The organism is Streptomyces sp. NBC_01237 (assembly GCF_035917275.1).
In the GTDB taxonomy this organism is placed as follows: Bacteria; Actinomycetota; Actinomycetes; order Streptomycetales; family Streptomycetaceae; genus Streptomyces.
This window is the reverse complement of sequence record NZ_CP108508.1, coordinates 1,230,708-1,245,877: the sequence shown is the minus strand read 5'-3', so window position 1 is coordinate 1,245,877 and position 15,170 is coordinate 1,230,708. Positions and strand designations below refer to the sequence as shown.

At 68.3% G+C, this 15,170-nt stretch carries 16 protein-coding genes, 2 pseudogenes and 1 riboswitch; of the genes and pseudogenes, 5 read left to right on the top strand and 13 right to left on the bottom strand.

Features of this window, described 5'->3' with window-relative positions:
* Positions 1–60: 60 nt before the first annotated feature.
* Entirely contained in the window at positions 61–918 is an 858-nt protein-coding gene (locus OG251_RS05545) for a helix-turn-helix domain-containing protein (RefSeq protein WP_326676068.1), read from the bottom strand.
* Between the two features lie 236 nt (positions 919–1,154).
* Between OG251_RS05545 and OG251_RS05540 the strand changes: the two genes are divergently transcribed.
* On the top strand, positions 1,155–1,586 hold the full coding sequence (locus OG251_RS05540) for an ATP-binding protein (RefSeq protein ID WP_326676067.1): 432 nt from the start codon (positions 1,155–1,157) through the stop codon (positions 1,584–1,586).
* Positions 1,587–1,786: 200 nt separating this feature from the next.
* Here the strand turns inward: OG251_RS05540 and OG251_RS05535 are convergent, their stop codons facing one another.
* Complete coding sequence (locus OG251_RS05535; RefSeq protein WP_326676065.1) at positions 1,787–2,704, bottom strand: LysR family transcriptional regulator; 918 nt, start codon at positions 2,702–2,704, stop codon at positions 1,787–1,789.
* A 72-nt stretch (positions 2,705–2,776) separates the two neighbouring features.
* On the opposite strand from OG251_RS05535, the gene OG251_RS05530 reads away from it, so the two are divergent.
* Complete coding sequence (locus OG251_RS05530) at positions 2,777–3,418, top strand: LysE family translocator (RefSeq protein ID WP_326676064.1); 642 nt, start codon at positions 2,777–2,779, stop codon at positions 3,416–3,418.
* A 26-nt stretch (positions 3,419–3,444) separates the two neighbouring features.
* On the opposite strand, the gene OG251_RS05525 is transcribed toward OG251_RS05530, so the two are convergent.
* The 7 genes and pseudogenes from OG251_RS05525 to OG251_RS05495 form a co-directional block, all read right to left on the bottom strand.
* Positions 3,445–3,915, bottom strand: coding sequence for a C40 family peptidase (locus OG251_RS05525; protein ID WP_326676062.1), 471 nt, complete (start codon positions 3,913–3,915; stop codon positions 3,445–3,447).
* Positions 3,916–3,918: 3 nt separating this feature from the next.
* A riboswitch (cyclic di-AMP (ydaO/yuaA leader) is annotated at positions 3,919–4,083 on the bottom strand.
* A 473-nt stretch (positions 4,084–4,556) separates the two neighbouring features.
* On the bottom strand, positions 4,557–4,865 hold the full coding sequence (locus OG251_RS05520) for a hypothetical protein (protein WP_326676060.1): 309 nt from the start codon (positions 4,863–4,865) through the stop codon (positions 4,557–4,559).
* 7 nt (positions 4,866–4,872) lie between these two features.
* Complete coding sequence (locus OG251_RS05515; protein WP_326676059.1) at positions 4,873–5,508, bottom strand: ATP-dependent Clp protease proteolytic subunit; 636 nt, start codon at positions 5,506–5,508, stop codon at positions 4,873–4,875.
* Positions 5,509–6,052: 544 nt separating this feature from the next.
* Complete coding sequence (locus tag OG251_RS05510) at positions 6,053–6,277, bottom strand: ferredoxin (protein ID WP_326676057.1); 225 nt, start codon at positions 6,275–6,277, stop codon at positions 6,053–6,055.
* Positions 6,278–6,281: 4 nt separating this feature from the next.
* Entirely contained in the window at positions 6,282–7,535 is a 1,254-nt protein-coding gene (locus tag OG251_RS05505) for a cytochrome P450 (RefSeq protein WP_326681165.1), read from the bottom strand.
* 904 nt (positions 7,536–8,439) lie between these two features.
* Complete coding sequence (locus OG251_RS05500) at positions 8,440–8,628, bottom strand: hypothetical protein (RefSeq protein ID WP_326681164.1); 189 nt, start codon at positions 8,626–8,628, stop codon at positions 8,440–8,442.
* 996 nt (positions 8,629–9,624) lie between these two features.
* Positions 9,625–9,837, bottom strand: a pseudogene (locus tag OG251_RS05495) (IS630 family transposase); the annotation flags it as partial.
* Between the two features lie 46 nt (positions 9,838–9,883).
* Here OG251_RS05495 and OG251_RS05490 point away from each other — a divergent pair.
* A complete protein-coding gene (locus OG251_RS05490; RefSeq protein ID WP_326676055.1) occupies positions 9,884–10,063 on the top strand; it encodes a hypothetical protein in 180 nt (59 codons plus the stop codon).
* A 13-nt stretch (positions 10,064–10,076) separates the two neighbouring features.
* On the opposite strand, the gene OG251_RS05485 is transcribed toward OG251_RS05490, so the two are convergent.
* The 4 genes and pseudogenes from OG251_RS05485 to OG251_RS05470 all read right to left on the bottom strand — a co-directional run bounded on the left by OG251_RS05485 (position 10,077) and on the right by OG251_RS05470 (position 12,905).
* Positions 10,077–10,448, bottom strand: a complete 372-nt coding sequence (locus OG251_RS05485; protein WP_326676053.1) for a S24/S26 family peptidase — start codon at positions 10,446–10,448, stop codon at positions 10,077–10,079.
* A 110-nt stretch (positions 10,449–10,558) separates the two neighbouring features.
* Positions 10,559–11,008 (bottom strand): annotated as a pseudogene (locus OG251_RS05480) (transposase); the annotation flags it as partial.
* A gap of 22 nt (positions 11,009–11,030) precedes the next feature.
* Positions 11,031–11,699 (bottom strand): response regulator transcription factor, encoded by a 669-nt coding sequence (locus OG251_RS05475; RefSeq protein WP_326676051.1) that lies wholly within the window; start codon positions 11,697–11,699, stop codon positions 11,031–11,033.
* A gap of 33 nt (positions 11,700–11,732) precedes the next feature.
* Positions 11,733–12,905, bottom strand: a complete 1,173-nt coding sequence (locus OG251_RS05470; protein ID WP_326676048.1) for a sensor histidine kinase — start codon at positions 12,903–12,905, stop codon at positions 11,733–11,735.
* Between the two features lie 147 nt (positions 12,906–13,052).
* Between OG251_RS05470 and OG251_RS05465 the strand changes: the two genes are divergently transcribed.
* Both OG251_RS05465 and OG251_RS05460 read left to right on the top strand, forming a co-directional pair.
* Complete coding sequence (locus OG251_RS05465) at positions 13,053–13,793, top strand: ABC transporter ATP-binding protein (RefSeq protein ID WP_326676047.1); 741 nt, start codon at positions 13,053–13,055, stop codon at positions 13,791–13,793.
* Complete coding sequence (locus tag OG251_RS05460; protein ID WP_326676045.1) at positions 13,790–15,157, top strand: FtsX-like permease family protein; 1,368 nt, start codon at positions 13,790–13,792, stop codon at positions 15,155–15,157. Before OG251_RS05465 ends, OG251_RS05460 begins: the two co-directional genes overlap by 4 nt.
* Positions 15,158–15,170: the final 13 nt, after the last annotated feature.

The following is a 15,170-nucleotide window of genomic DNA, read 5'->3' as shown; positions in this document are numbered from 1 at the left end:
CACCCCTCGGGCAGTCGGAAGGTCCTAGGGGGAGCCCGGCGGGTCCGGCCCGATCTCCCCCTAGTCGCCGCGGTTGACCGCGGCGATGAGGTCCAACGAACGCTCCGGCGACAGCGCGTGAGCCTGCAAGGTGCGGAAGGCCGAGCTGTACGCCTCAAGGTCTTCTTTCCGCTCCAGGTAGAGGCTACTCGTCAAGTGGTCAAGAACGACCACATCCAGATCAGAAATGTTCGGAAAGGAGAAAATAACGAAAGGGCCGGTGAGCCCGACGTAGCCGCCTACCTTGAACGGCAGTAACTGAAGTTGCACGTGCGGTAATTGGGCCACACGCGTCAGATGGGCCAGCTGGTCCTTCATCACCTCGGGCCCGCCCACCTCGCGCCGCAGTACCGCCTCGTCGAGGACCGCGGTGAAGTGCAGTGGTGGCTTCGCCCACAGAACCCGCTGACGGGTCAGTCGCACCTCCACCAGCGAATCCAGCTGTCCCGCAGGCAGTCCGTCCAGCGACGCATGGGTCACCGCACGGGCGTACTCGGCGGTCTGGAGCAGTCCGGGCACCACCGACGTCTCCAGCGTCCGCGCGGTCCGTGCCTGGGACTCCAGGCTGATGAAGTCGCGGTACTGGGGCGGGATCAGGCCCCGGTACGCGTGCCACCACCCCGTACCGCCGCCCCCCGCCGAACCGGCGAGCACTTCGAGGAGAGCGCGCAGCTGTATGTCGCGTACGCCGTAGGCGTCCAGCAGCCGGGTCACATCGGCGGGACTCACCCCGCTCGCGCCGGTCTCGATACGGCTCACCTTCGACTGGTGCCAGCCGAGCAGCCGCGCCGCGTCCCGGCTGGTCAGCCCGGACGAGTGGCGCAGACCGCGCAACTCCTCGCCCAGTTTGCGTCGGCGTACCACGGGGCCGTGCTGCATGCCGGCCTCCTTCCGCTCGTACAGAGGAGCCGGCCCGCACCGGGGTCCGGCCCGCAAAGAGGTCAGTGTGCCGCGTGTTCGAGCCCCACCGGAGCAGAGTTCACCGCTTCGAGCGACAGATATATGCATATCTTGGTCGATCGTCGTTACAGAGGGCAGCATCAGTGGCAATCTGGCGCGAAGCACAATCCTGGCCGATCGCGGGTCGGCCGGGGCGGGAAAGGGACGGCGTCGCCATGGCAGACCATCAGGAAGCAACCGTCACTCTGCCGAGCGATCCGGTATCGGTCTCCTCGGCCCGCAGGTATGTCGCCCGGACGCTCGCCGAGTGGGGCATGTCCGAAGACACCGAGATCGCCGAAACCATCCGGCTGATCGTCTCGGAGCTCGCCACCAACGCCGTGCAGCACACGTTCGGGCAGTCGCCCACCTTCACGGTGGACCTCCGGCTGGACCGAGAGGAGGAACTGCACCTGGGGGTGACGGACAGCCACCCCCGCTGGCCCCAACGGCTGCCGGCCGCCGTGCAGCAGGACAACGGACGCGGCATGGTCATCATCCGGGCCCTGGCCAAGGAGTTCGGAGGACGGCTCACCGTCACTCCCACCGCGGAGGGCGGCAAGACCGTCTGGATCACCCTGCCCTGGACGGTCCCGGTCCAGGGCTGACCCCGGCCCTGTCGACAGCGCTCGTGGTCGATACGCCCGAGGGCTGTCCCGTCATCCCCGGCGGGCGCACGACGACGCCTACGGCACCTCGCGGCGATGTCGGAACGCCCGAACACGTCCCGTATGCGGATGTCCCTCCGCCATGCGACGCACCGCATCCGAGGTCGCGCGCCGATCCACCAGGGACGACGGGACAGCCCTCAGCGCGTCGCGGCACCACGGCCGAAACCGCTGCGCAGCAGGGCCATCAGCGTCGACGCCGCGGCGCTCGCCCGGTCGCCCCGGTGCGCGACGGAGATCGTCCGCCGGAAGGCCGCGGGCTCCAGCCGTCGCACCGACAGCGGGGTCGGGGACATCGCGGCGACCATCTCCGGCACCACGGCCACCCCGAGCCCCGCGCTGACCAACGCGCACACCAGGGCATAGCCGGGCGACTCGCACACGACGGCAGGGGTGGCCCCGGCCTCCGCCAGGGCCCGTTCCACCCCGCGACGGGGCGGATGTGTGGGCGCGCTGCTGATCAGCGGCCGGCCCGCCAGCTCGGCGACGGGCAGCCGGCCCGTGCCCTCGGACAGCATGTGGCCGACCGCGGTGATCAGGACCAGCTCCTCGACCAGCAGAGGTTCGATGGTGACGCCCGCCGGAGGCGGATCGGCGGCTGCCGGTTCGTATGTGTGGGTCAGGGCGAGATCGACCTCCCCGGCGGCCACCGCGGCGACCGTACCGGGCGGCTCGTAGTCGGTCACCGCCAGCTCGACATCGGGATGGGCGCGCCGGAACGCGCTCAGCACCGGCGGCAGCAGATGGATTCCGGCCGTGGTGAACGTGCCGACCCGCAGCCGCCCCCCGGAGAGCCCCGCGAGCTGGGCCAGCTCGTGCCGCGCCTGGTCCAGCTCGTCCAGGACCCGTCTGGCCCGGCCCGCGAGCAGCTCACCGGCGGCCGTGAGCCTGGCGCCGCGGTGGTGGCGCACCAGGAGCGCCGCACCGGCCTCGCGCTCCAGCTTGGCCAGCTGCTGGGAGAGGGCGGGCGCGGTGTAGCCCAGCCGGGCCGCGGCCCGAGTGATCGATCCGGCCTCGGCGACCGCCACCAGCGCCGCGAGCCGTGTCGGGTCGTACATTAAGCGTTCCTTTTGGCAGACCCAGAAGATTGCAAGTACACGCTAAAGGCTACTTCGGGCCAGGCTGTACGCATGGACGCACAACTGCTCGCCTTCACGGGAGTCGCCGCAGGCATGGTGGCGCTGCCCGGCGCCGACTTCACCGTCGTCGTACGCAACGCGCTGGCCTCACGCCGTTCGGGGGTGGCCACAGCGCTGGGAGTCGCCGGGGGGCTGCTGGTGCACACCGCGCTGGCCGTGGCGGGGCTGGCCGCGGTGCTGGTGACGATGCCCGTGCTGTTCCGCACCGTCCAGCTGCTCGGCGGGGCGTATGTGCTCTATCTCGGTCTGAGCGCCCTGTACGCGATACGGCGACGGACCGCGGCGACCGACGGGGTGGCGGCACAGGCCCCCGGCCCCGCGCCGAAGGAACTCGGCCGCTCACTGCGCCAGGGCTTCCTGACCAACGCGCTGAACCCCAAGGCGCCGGTGCTCTTCCTCAGTCTGCTGCCCCAGTTCGTCCCCGACGGGCAGCCGCCGTTGCCCAGGACCCTGCTGCTCGCGGCCGTCGTCGTGGTGCTGGCGCTCATCTGGTTCCCGGCCGTGGCCCTGCTGGTGGACCGGTTGGGCCGGTGGCTGCGCCGGCCGCGTACCGCCCGTGCGATCGAGGGCGGCAGCGGCGCGGCGCTCACCGCACTGGGGCTCGCGCTGGTGACCGGACCGCTGCTGCGCTGAAGCGGTTCCGGCCGGGGATCAGGGGATCAGCGCACCCGCCCGTACCAGACGCTGTTCGACCAGATCTTCTCCAGCCGGACCAGGGCCCCCGTCTTGGGGGAGTGCCAGATCTTCCCCTTACCCGCGTAGATGCCCACGTGGTACACGCTGCGGCCGGAGTGGAAGAAGACCAGGTCGCCCTTCTTGCGCATCGAGGAGGAGATGTGGCGGGTCTTGTTGTACTGCTGCTGGGCCGTGCGGGGGAGCTTCTTGCCCGCCTTCTTGAACGAGTAGAGAGTCAGCCCCGAGCAGTCGAACCGGCGGGGGCCGGATGCTCCGTACTTGTAGGGCGATCCCTTCTTCGAGGCAGCGATCTTGAGCGCCTTCGTCGAGTGAGTGGCGGCCTCGGCATCGGTCACCAGACCCGGCGCCAGCATGGTGCTGCCGACGGCGAGAGTGAGAACCGAGGCCGTACCGACCCGGGCAAGCAGAGACGGGACATGTACCTGCGCAGTCATGCGCAACCCTTCGTCAGCCGCCTGTGAAGGATGACCTGTCGGGTTCGGGCTGGCGAAGTTGCCCGGCCGCACTTGGCGGCTTCACCCCGAGGGGCGACCGGTTGCCCGGTCGACCCGTTGTGCTCGGGTCCTCCACTCCTGCCGATCCACTTCTGTCGACCAGTCATCCGGGCAGCGGCAGGACTCGGCGTCCGCCCGGACCGCCCCGCCGCGGTGGCGGGGGCTTGTCGTCCCAGGGATCTTGACTCACGAAGTGCCGGATTTCCGAGGCGAAACAGTGATTTGTGAGGCTCATCACGACTGATCCGTTCGGGTGGACGGGTCGGATTCGAGCCCTCGGCGGCGCTGTCCGACCAGTCTCGTACCAGCGGCGGAACCGCATATTCCGAGTACCGTCCACGCGCAGAGCGCAAGTTGGGTTGTCCCTCATGAGGGGGACTGCCTACGCCGAACGAGCGAGGAAAATTGATCAATCGACCGGGCGTGTCGCGTCGGCTCAGCGGCGCCCCGGTCCGGCTCCCTCACGCCCGGCCCGGCTCCCTCTCACCCGTGGCCACGGCCCCCCTCACGCCCAGACCCCGGCCTCAGCCGCGGGGGCGGGAGGGGCCGGGGTCGGGGTCGGGGTCGAGGTGGAGGGGCGGTCAGCCCGTCGGTGGTGGGGGTACCGCGACCCGGCCCGCGCGCCGCTCCCCGTCGAGCAGGCGCAGCGCCCGCGCCAGGGTGGTCGCGTGGATCTGTGTCTCGCCCCGCTCGTGCATCAGCGTCAGGGCGTCGCGCAGTGCCGCGGCCCGGGAGGCCAGTGCCTGGGCGGCCCGCAGAGCGCCGTAGGTGTCGCTGCCACGGGCCGGGTTGATCCGGCCCAGCTGGTCGAGGACTTCCAGGTAGCGGTCGATGAACTCCCCTTCGGCGCGGGTCAGGGCGGGGAGCGGTGGGAACTCGGGTGGCAGCATCGTCGGTTCACCTCGCGGGGTGCGGCGGCCGGGGCGGGTTGCGGTTCTCCACGACGTGGTCGACCAGCCCGTACGCCTTGGCGGCCCGTGCGTCGAGGATGGTGTCGCGCTCGATGTCGGCGGTGATCCGCTCGGCGGACCGGCCCGTGTGACGGACCAGCATGCCCGCGAGCATCTCGCGTACCCGCATCAACTCGCGCGCTTCGATTTCGAGATCGGACGGCTGGCCCTGCACCGGTTCGTCCAGCACGGGCTGACGGATGACTACCCGGGCGCCGGGCAGGGCATGTCGGCGGCCCGGTGCCCCGGCCGCCAGCAGTACGGCCGCGCTGGAGCCGGCCTGGCCGAGGCAGAAGGTCTCCACGTCGCAGGCCAGGTACTGCATCGTGTCGTAGATCGCTGCCATGGCGCTGAACGATCCGCCGGGAGAGTTGATGTACAGCGATACGGGCCGGTCCGGTTCGGCGTATTCCAGGTACATGAACTGGGCGATCAGGTCGGTGGCCGCGGTGTCGTCCACCGGGGTGCCGAGGAAGACGATCCGCTCGGAGAGCAGCTTGGAGTAAGGGTCCAGAGTCCGGGTCCCCGTCGCGGTGCGCTCGGTGAACTCGGGCAGGACATAACGGGCGACAGGTCGGATCATCGCGGTGCCTCTCCTGGGATCTGCGCAGGCCTCGGTCCGCATGCGTGCTTCAGCTGCTGCATGCCGGTAAAAAATGTACAGGACGTACAGAAGGGTGTGGTGCTGGTGTGTTCCTCGACGGTGGCCCTGACCGTGCGCTCGCGCGCAGAGGTGAAGTCGACGTCTGCGGTTGAGGATTCTGCTCGTGTGTCCCGCGGCCATGACGCCGACCGCGGCCCGGCGGCGTCATGGATTCGGGGCAGAACGGCGACGGAGCCGCGCCCGTGGGCTCTCTTTCGCCGACCGAGACCGCAGGCCGGGTGGAGGTGGAGGGCCGAGGCCGGTGACGGAGGTCTCGCCGTGGGCGGTGGCCGGCGAGGATGATCAGCCTGCGCAACGACTGCTCGGTCGGCAGTCGCATGGACCGATCGCCAAGGCCCACCGGCGGTGTCCGCGGCCGCGTGGCAGCGTGGCGGACGTGTCCGTACGCGGCGAGAGCCCCCACCGGGTCCGTGGTGCGCACGGTGCCCGATGCGGGGCTCTGCTCAGGGAAATGCCACGGTCGCTACGATTCCGGAGAGTTGAGGGCGATGGCCCCGGCGGGGCAGAGGCCGACGGCCATCCGGGCGGCGGCGCGGTGCTCGGGTGCCGGTGCGGGCCGCAGGAGTATCACCAGGCCTTCCTCCTCGTCCTGGTCGAAGACCGCGGGAGCCGTCAGGGCGCACATGCCGGCGCCCGCGCAGCGCTCACGGTCGACGCCGAGACGCAGCGGTGCTTGTGGGTCGCTCACGGTGCTACTCCTTGTCCCAGGTGACGGGCAGGCTGACCACGCCGTAGATGTTGGAGCGCTCACGCAGCGGCACCTCCTGCGGTGGCACCGCGAGGCGCAGGGTCGGGAATCGGGCGAGTAGCGCCGGGAACGCAACGGCCATCTCGACGCGGGCGAGCTGCTGGCCCAGGCACTGGTGGGCGCCGTGGCCGAAGGACAGGTGCCCGGTGGCCTTGCGGTGGATGTCGAGCCGGTTGGGGTCGGGGAACCGGCGTGGGTCCCGGTTGACGGCCTGGACGGAAATGGTCACCGTCTCGCCTGCCCTGATGAGCGTGCCCTCCACCTCGACGTCCTTGAGCGCCGACCGAAGCAGAGGGTCGGCCACGCTGAGGTAGCGCAGCAGCTCCTCGACGGCCTGCTCGGCAAGGCCCGGGTCGGCGCGCAGGGCGTCCATCTGGTCGGGGTTGCTGAGCAGGGCGAAGGTTCCGAGGCCGAGCATGTTCGCGGTGGTGTCGAGTCCGGCGGCGAGCAGCAGCCCGCCGACTCCGGCCAGTTCCTCATCGGTGAGGTCGGAGGTCGTCAGATCACTGAGCAGATCATCGGTGGGTTCGGCGCGCTTGGCGAGGACGAGTTCGCCCAGGTACCGCACCAGCGCCGTATAAGCCCCGCCCGTCGCCTCGGCATCCGCCGTCTGGTCGAAGATGGTCGCCACGTGGCTCTGGAATCGCTTCCGGTCGGTGTACGGAACGCCGAGCAGCTCGCAGATCATGAGCGCGGGCACGGGCTGCGCGAACGCCTCCACCAGGTCGGCCGTGGGTCCGGCCTGTTCCATGGCATCCAGGCACTCCTCGGTGAACTGCTTCACGCGTTCCGTGAGTTGTCGCATCCTGCGGACGGTGAACTTGCCGGTGAGCAGGCGACGGTAGCGGGTGTGCTCGGGGGCGTCGAGGCCGATGATGTCGCCGACCGGTGCCGGTGGTAAGTCCCCTGACACACCCTCCATCGGCACCGGTAGACGCAGAAGTTCGTAGCGCGAGCTGAAGAGGGGGTCGGCCAGGACCGCGCGGGCCGTGGCGTGGCCGGTGACCAGCCGCCCCACATGTCCGTCGGCGTAGCGCATGCGGCGCATCGGCTCGTCGCTCAGGGCGGTGAGCCCTTCGGGCGGGTCGAAGGGGCAGCCGGTGTGCCGGTCGGTGGGCAGGGTGGGCAGATCATCGGCGGTGATGTCGTCGGTCGTGGCACCGGTGATGGTGTCGACGGCCGTCGGGTCGTGCGACATGGGGTCCTCCCGTGATCGTGGGGCGGGGTGCGGCTGCTGCGAATCGGTGAAGCGGTGCGAGGCAAGCGGCGGATACCGCTTGGGCCCGGTCCTGAGGGCGCGGGTGCGCCCATACGTGACCGACCGGGGGAGCGCTTCGCACCGGGCGAGGCCGCTGACTGCGCTGGAGCCGGTCTCGGTGCAGAGCCGTTGTTCGCGCAGCGTCTCGATGAGTGGAGTCAAGAGCTGGTACTCGGCGAGCGAGCGCGGGTCGGTGGGCATGGACCGCGTCGGCACGATGACGCTGCCGACGCCGACGCTTCGCGCCGTCAGGGGTGGTGGAAACGGCCCGCGACGGCCGGGTGTTGACCGCCCGGCGCGTCCGCTGCGGCGTTCGCGGTGCGGGTGCGGGTGCGGGTGCGGGTGCGGGTGCGGGTGCGGCGGGGCCGTGACCGGTGCCCGCTCCCTCCGGAATGGTGCGGGTGGCGGCGTCACCGCGAATAAGGGGCGAACCGCGCTCGGGCAGGGTGCGGGCTTCGTGACCACACATGCCCGCCGGGGCGACCAACTGGCGTCGGAGGGCGCCGACATAGGGCATGAGGTTCATGGTGCCATCGTGGCACATGATCGGCGCCAGGGCGAAGTAATCTGACTATTTGTTGCCGATTGGGACCTGACCTGCAATGTTTTACTGGACATTGCGCAGTGTCATGTCGTTTCGGCGAAGAAATGGCTTGCGTTGGCGGGAAGTTGGCGCCAAGGTGACACCACTGGATCGAGTGTCGGACACGTCGCTGTGCTACGGACGACGAGTGGGCTTTGACCAAGCCGGTGTTCGTCACCGGACACCAGGGCAAGCAGGCGTTCCTCGCCCCCGACGCAGATCGTCCGGGGACCACGAAGGCCAAACCAGGCACTCGCTCCGTCAGCGCCTCTGTGCCCGGTAGTGCTTGAGGAGAGCGGTGATCTTCGCCGCTTCAGCGGCACCGTTCAACTCTGCCAGGAGAGCGTCAGGGCAGAGTGCGTAGTGGTCACCCCACCACCGCCGACCCTTGTTGTCCCAGATGCGATAACCCCCGGGTACACCCCGCGCCACGTACCGTCGTCTGCTGATATCACTCACCCCATGGCAGTTTCCTCACAGTACAACTGGCGGGCCCTCTGCCCGACCTGAGTTTTCCTGCCGGGGGTTTTTGACAAGGCGGCGGTCCATGCGGATCGGTGCCGGTCTCGCAGGCGACAGGCGGGATTGAACGGGAGATGGGACGGCTCTGCGGGACCGGTCGGCGGTCGAGGTGCAGGGCAGAAGTGGACAGCCTTTCGTTCACCGATCCAGGCCACGTGAAATCTGGGGGTGGCTACCCGGGGCGGGACAGCGGCATGTGTCCAATTCTGGTCTTGGGTGGAAGTCGGATATCTCGCGACGGGTCCGTGCTGCGATTTCCGTTCGCGAGTGATGGTGGCCCTCAGTTCCGCCTGGCGTGAGCCGCGTACTTTCGTGTCAGCTCGTCGGTTGTTCGGGTCGGTGCCGGACAGGGTGGTGGCCCGGCTCTCGTGTCGTACGGCCTCGATCAGCAACAGCCCACCGGCGTACCGGACCATGCGCGTCGCCGTGCGGATCACCTGCCGCTGCCTCCGTCTTCGGATGTCGGCGACACGTGGCCCTGGCGACATGCACTCGCCGCCGCATTTCGCCGCCCGGCCGCACTATCCCGCCCCGCCGACTGACCCGTTGTCCCTGCCCATCCTCGGCTCAAGGACCTCGAAAACCCAGCCCCGCGTCGGGCTCACCTCATGCCCACCGGCCGACACAGCCTCGAACAACCGCACTCAGCCACCACGCACCCTCAGTCGACAGCGAGGCCAACTCAGCGACTTCACTGGGTGCTTGGGTGAACCTGTTGTTCGGGGCGATCGGTGATGACACCATCGGTCGAAACTGTATTCGGGGGGTACATCATTATTCTCATCGTCTTGGGCGGCCTGTTACTGGCTGCAATCTGTCTGGCGTTTCTGGGCCCGGTCATGCTTCGTGAGCGGATCGGCTGCTCAGGCTGCCTGGTTGTCACCATTGTCGTCTGTCTGATCGGTGCAGGCATCACGATCGCGGTCATGGGGAACTAGTGCCGCTCCAGGCGGCGTTTGCCGTGTCGACGACGGCGCGTAGGCGCCGGTCGTCGGCACGGCGGTTTCGCCAGATGATGTAGCGGCGAATCATGCTGCCCTGCTCCCTGTGGTCGACGTGGTCGGTGCCGTCGAGGGTGAGGTGGCGCAGGGCCGCGGACTGGGCCTCGATCCGGTTCAGCCAGGAGGAGTCGGCCGGCATACAGGCGGTCTCGATGGTCGGCGGTCGCGTAGAGGTGTTCGGCGTGGGCCTTCTTGGCTGCGTGGTCCGGATCGCGGAGGTCTTCCAGGTCTTGCAGGTCCTCCAGGTCTTCAGGCGTCGAAAGGGGGACGGCCTCCTCGCGGAGCGGAAGGCGCCGGCCCTCGTCGCCATCGATCTCGCGAACGCGCACTCGTTCTGCCACCCATATGCCTTGGCGGCGTGATGCCGAGGGGACGTCAGGTCCGGGAGGAGTCGTTGGAGTCGGCCGCGAGTGCCTTGCGGGCAACTCCGGACCGGGTGACGCCGTCGACTGTCATGCAGATGCCGAAGACACGATCGTGGCTGGTCCAGCCATTGACGCGGCCACGGTTGTTGCTGATCTGCACCCGCTTCCTGGCGGGGTCCACGGACGACACCAAGTGCAGGTAGACCGACCCGGCTACACGGGCGAGAACGATGTCCCCGACCTCCAGTTTCGACGGGTCGACCGGGGCAACGACCACCCGCTGCCGACTGCGTATCAGCGGGACCATCGAGGAGCCGCTGGGCCGGAACGTCACGGTGGCCCCGCCGGCGACCCTGCCTGCCACTGCATCCAATGCACCCATCCGATGATCGTGGCAGATTCCCCTGCATTACCCCACCGATTTCCGCTCCGCGCTTCATCAATGAGGCGAACGCTGCCTGATGCGGCTCCAGGGGCTGTGTGAGGTCGTGATCACTCTGCTGTCCAGGTGAGGGCGTTGAGCCAGATCATCAAGGCCCGGAGGCGGAGGCCGGCGTCGTAGTTTTCGGGGGTTCTGTCGTAGCGGGTGGCGATGCCGCGTCAGGCTTTGAGTTTGTTGGTCATGCGCTCGACGGTGTTGCGGTCCTTGTAGAGCTCGGCCTCGTAGGTCGCGGGTCGGCCGCCTCGGCTGCCGCGCCTCTTTCTGTTCGCGGCCTGGTCCTTCTTCTCCCGGATGAGGGCCTCGATGCCGCGCCTGCGCAGGTGGGCGCGGCTGGCGCGAGAGGAGTACGCCTTGTCGCCGGCCACCGCGTCGGGCCGGGTACGGGGCCGGCCGACGGGCAGCCGGATGCGGACCTTGCTCAGGACGGGCCCTTGCGGATTTTGCTGAGCGCGTGAAATCCATCGAGAACGAGCAGCGGAAGCGGCAGCTCGATCAGCCGACGGAGACCCCTCAGGCTTGAACTCAGTAGTTGTACTCGAACCAGGTCAGAATGGCCTTGACGCGGCGGTTGTCTTCGTTCGGGGGCATTCCGAGTTTCACGAACACATTGGCCACGTGCTTACTCACGGACGCTCCGGAAAGAAACAGCTTTGATGCGATCTCCGCGTTGGAGCGCCCTTCCGCCATAAGTGCGAGAACCTCGCGTTCGCGGTCGGTGAGCCGGGCGAGCGGGCCCTGGGGTGCGTCCGCGTGTGTGACGTAGCGGACGACTTCCGGGTCGATCACGACGCCGCCGGCGGAAACCGTATCGAGTACGCGCAGGAAGTCGACGACTCTGCCGACCTTTTCCTTGAGCAGGTACCCGACGGCCCCGTCCGCGCCCGGACCGTTCAGCAGCTCTTGGACGTACGGTCCGGTGACGTAGGCGGAAAGGACGAGGACCGGCAGATCCCGATGGCGTGATCGCAGGTCGATGGCGGCGCGGAGTCCGTCGTCGGTGTTTCCCGGGGGCATGCGGACATCGGTGATCACCAGGTCCGGTGCGGCCCCGGAGCTCGCGAACTCGTCGACGGCGGTAACCAGTTCGGTAGCGTCCTCACATTCACGGATCACTTCGTGAGAGTGGGAGGTCAGGATTTCCCGGATTCCGGCACGAATCAGCATGCTGTCATCTGCCAGGACAATTCTCATGGCCTCTGCCTCACCTGTTCGCCTTCATTCACTCTATTCCCATGTGGGTTGGCCGGGAGCGGATGCTATGACTTCGGTCCCACGGCCATCCGCAGGACTTCGGATCTCGAGCTCCCCACCGATGCTTCGCATCCGCTCGCGCAGTCCGGCAAGACCTGAACCCGCGTCGATTTCCGCGCCGCCCGCACCGTCGTCACGCACGCAGACGCGTACGCCACTTGAATCGCACTGCAGGTCGATCCGGGCGCTGCCCACGCCCGCGTGCTTCGTAATATTCGTGAGCGCCTCGGAGACCGTGAAATAGGCCGCTGTCGCAGTCGGCGACGACAAACGGGCATCATCTCCGGTGCTGTTCAGCTCGACCCGCAGCGGTGATCGGGCGGCCAGCTCGCGGACGGCGGCGACGAGGCCGAGGTCGCTCAATTCGCGAGGGTGGATCTCGCGCACTGTTTCCCGGAGCCGTTCCAGCGCATGCTCGGCCTGGTCCTGTGCCTGACGTGCCAGTTCCACGACGCGTTCCTCGCCGCTCGCCGAGGCTGCGGCCTCCAGCATCCCGAGGCGCATCACGACGGCGACCAGCTCCTGTTGAGCGCCGTCGTGCAGATCACGTTCGATGCGGCGGCGCTCGAATTCGAAGGCCGTTGTCAACGAGGCCCGGCTGCTGCGGAGTTCCTCCAGTTTCGCGAGCAGATCCGGGTCCTGGCTTCTCGAGAATGCGTGCAGGACGAGGTCCCGGAGAAGAGAAATTCCGGTCAGGAGAACTGTGGTGAACGCACCCAGAAGTACCCCTGCGGGCATCGCCAGAAATGATTCCGTAAGCGATTTCGGAGTGAAAGGGCCGACCTGTGCGGCGATACCGAACGACCAGAAAACAGGAGAGAAAACCAGCGCGGCGGCACCGATGAACCCGAAGAATGCCACCGCCAGTGAAAGTGCGGAAAGAAGCGTGGCGGCGACGAGGACCGGGAGGCCGGTACGCCACATCGACCGCGATCGCAGCTGGCGTGCCACCCACTGCGCCCAGCTCTGGTCCGCGGGCCGCAGCGGCATCGTGCCGACGCCGCACCACCGCGCTCTCGAGCGGTCCAACTCCGTCAGCACAGCCGCCGAGGCCGGTGCAACAAGAAGGGAGAGCAGCAGAATCGGGAAGGCCATTGCTGCGATGATTTCCGTCAGCACCCTTCGGGCGACACGAATCTGCGACATGATCATTATTATGGCATACGGCGGATCTCAAGAAGGTAGACCTAGGTCTACCTACAAGTAGTGCTGACACCCGTGCGGAGCGTGTTCAGTGCTGCCCAATATTGCCATATGCCTATCGCAGCCCCCATTTCCGCACCGTGTATCCGTATGCGCGGCCTCCGTATGGACTTCCCCATTCCCGGCCGTAAAAGAGAAATTACACGTGTACTGCGCGATATCGATCTGGACATTCCTGAGGGCCGACTGACCGCGATCGTCGGACCCTCCGGATCGGGAAAGTCGACGCTCCTGCTCTGCATGGCCGGCCTGGAGCGAGTGACCGCAGGTTCCATCGAGATTCTCGGAACGGATGTCCTGTCGCTCGGCCCACGCAAGCAAGCCGCGTTCCGCAGCGAGAACATCGGTTTCGTCTTCCAGGAGTACAACCTCGTCAGCTCGCTCACGGTCGAGGACAACATCTATCTGCCGTCGAGACTCGCCGGCCACCGGGTGCCCAAGTCACGGGTCCGCGAGGCCATGTCGCGGCTCGGCATCGCCCAGCACGCCAGGCGGCGACCCGACCGGCTCTCCGGAGGCGAACGCCAGCGCGTGGCCGTGGCCAGGGTCCTCGCGAATCAGCCACGGATCGTCTTCGCCGACGAGCCGACCGGCGCGCTCGACCTCAAGTCCGGTCATGTCGTACTCGATTGGCTACAGGCACTGCCCGCACAAGGATCGACGGTGGTCATGGTCACGCACGACCCGCATGCGGCTGCGCGTGCCGACCAGGTCGTGGTGATGGGGTCCGGGCGGGTGCACGCCGTCATCTCCGGCGGCGACCCGCACACGGTGAGCGATGCCGTCCTCGCGGCGCAGTCGAAGGATGACGCGAACGAGGCGGCGGCGTGAGCGGCGTGAGCGGTACGAGCGGCATGTTGCGGCTCGTCCTGTCGGACGTCCGCATGCAGGCGTCGATGTGGGTGTGGACGCTCGCGTGCGCGGTCGTCGGCGCGGCCTGCTCCGCGGGCTCGGTCATCGCCATGTTCACCGCCGTCTCGGCGGCGCGGACGGCGGGCGACGCACGGATGGTCTCCGCGTCGATCGCGCTCGGCGGCAACATCGTCTTCTTCACCGTGCTGGCCGCCGTGGGTGTCGTCGCCTCCACCGTCGGTCTGACCTTGACGACTCAGCGACGCGAACACGCCCTGTGGGTGATCCTCGGGATCCCGCGCCGCCGCGTCAGGTCCGTTCTCCGCGCCGAGCTGGTGGTCCTCGGCACGGTGGCCGGCGCGCTGGCCGTACCGTTGGCCCCCTTCGTCGCGAACACAGCCCTCTCGCAGTGGACGGCGACGGGACTCGACCTGCACGGAGCCACCGCCGGACTCCAGCTCTGGCACATCGGCGCGAGTCTGCTGGCCGGAGTGGTCCCGTGCCTGCTCGGCGGCTGGGGCGTCACACGCCGAGCCGCCAGGACGCCGGAGATGCGCGCCTTCCGGGACCACTCCGATCCGCCGGCGCGGCCCGGTGTCACGCGGAGCGTTCTCGCCCTCTGCCTTCTCGCCGGTGTGCTCGGGATGTGGATTCCCGGCCTCGGCCTCGAACTTGAAGGGGGCATCGAACAGCGGACCGCCTTCGCCTTCGCCGGAAACCTTTTCCTCATCTGCCTGTTGCTGCTGATGGGGCCGTGGGTGCTCACACCTCTGATGAGACTTTGGACCGCCCTCGTCCCGTCGCGTGGCGTCGCCTGGCACCTCGCCGTGCAGTCGTGCCGAACGCGCGCGGCCCGAAGCGTCACCACGGTGCTGCCCTTCGCACTCTCCCTGTCGTTCATCGCACTGTTCATGACGATGGGCAGCGTCATGCCCGGAAGTACCGCAGGGCTGGGCGATGTCATGACCGTTCTGGGCTGGGTCTTCGTCGTGTCCTGGTCCGGTGGCCTGGCGGTGATTGCCCTGGTCGGGCGGGAGCGCACACGCGATTCCGCGGTCGTTACCGTCGCCGGCGCGCGGCCGGGCGTCACCACGCGGTCCACGGTCTACGAGGGCGTGATCTACGCAGGCACGGCGATCGTCTTCAGCGCCGTCTTCCTCGCGGTGGCGAGTACCACCATCGCCGTGGGAGCCAAGGTCGGCGTGGGCCAGGTGCTCGACGGCCTCCCGTGGGCGACGCTCGGCGCACTTGCTGCCGTGACGCTCGTGACGACCTGCCTCGCCCTTGCACTCCAGGCCGCCCGCGTCTCCCGCACCGTCCCGGCCCGGGCTCTGCGCTCCTGAACCGAACCGGGAC